Below are 1,330 nucleotides of genomic sequence, written 5' to 3'. Positions count from 1 at the left end.
AGAAAAGCGTTTATTGAAACTAGAGCAGCATGTCACTAAATAAACCCTTTAAACACATTTATCATAATGAAACAATTTAAGTTTATAAAAGCTTTAGGGGTTATATTGCTATCTTTATTAGGATATACATGGAGTTATGGACAGTTAACATCTAATGTTACTGCACCTAATTATTCGGGATTAACGGTTTTAAACTCTAGTGGGGGAAATACAAGCACTGATGGAGCTAGATTACAGGTAACCGGAGGGGGAAATATACAAATTGTAAATAACAATACAGCCCAGATTTTTAATGCTACTTTACCACCCAACCCTAGCAACCCATTTGCTAAACCTGGTGCTACAGCGAATGGCTTTATTATAAGTATTGGTAATATAACTTATCGTTCAGGAAATACATATCCGAAAGCTACTACTCCTTATAATACCACTAGAATATTAACAGCAAGCGAAATCCAATCCCATACCACCAATACTATTGGAGGGGTACAAAGTGTTACCATTGCTTATAAAATTACACAAAATAGCAAGGACTATTTATTTAATTTAACGTATAAATATGACCCCACATACAATAGTAGAATTTTTCTAGATGTGCAGGCTACACTTCCGGAAAATCCAGAAATTGTGAAGTTTGCTATAGCTTGGGATACCATGTTTGGAACAGGTTTGGGTGATATTGGACCTTCTATGAAAATTGGTGTACCACCATATATAAGAATTGGTACTTATAGTACATCTAACCCAGGTTTCCAAATGTTCGAGTACAGATCTGGACAACCGTGGTCGGGAAGTTATGCAGGAGGTCAATATAATATGCTTAATGATACTACTTTTAATAGTTCAATGACATTTCCTGCTAATGGTTTTGTTGATCCTAGTTCTCAAGATTCAGGAATGGGTATTTCTTATGATTTTGGTTCTACTGCAGGTACATATACAGGTAGTTCTGCAGTATTGTTTAAGTGTGTTACTCCGCGTGTTGCACCCACTTATTCAAGTACAAGCAAAACAATAAATTGTAATAATGGAGGTGCCGATATCGCCAGTGGCTTTACCGGAACCACAAATTCTAATTATGTTGTACGTTATTTCGATCTTAATTATAACATGATCGGAGAAAGAACGGGTAAACCTCATGCACCTCTTAATGTTGGAGCTACGGGCACATATTATGCGGCATATTATGATGCAGCGAATGACTGTATGTCACCTTTAACCACTATTACCGTTACAGGAACATCGTGTTCTTCTGACGTTCAAATAACAGCAGACAACACAAATCCTACCTGCGCGGTAAAAGGTACAAACTTCACCATCAAATATAAAG

1 protein-coding gene is annotated in these 1,330 nt (G+C 36.5%); it reads left to right on the top strand.

Features of this window, described 5'->3' with window-relative positions; translation table 11 throughout:
• Nucleotides 1-66: 66 nt before the first annotated feature.
• A partial coding sequence (locus tag BBI01_RS04465) for a hypothetical protein (protein ID WP_131799322.1) occupies nt 67-1,330 on the top strand: 1,264 nt, incomplete at its 3' end.

Origin of the sequence: Chryseobacterium artocarpi (assembly GCF_001684975.1) — a bacterium.
Classification (GTDB): Bacteria; Bacteroidota; Bacteroidia; order Flavobacteriales; family Weeksellaceae; genus Chryseobacterium; species Chryseobacterium artocarpi.
Note: the sequence above shows the minus strand (reverse complement) of the source record. Positions and strands in the feature narration are given on the sequence as shown.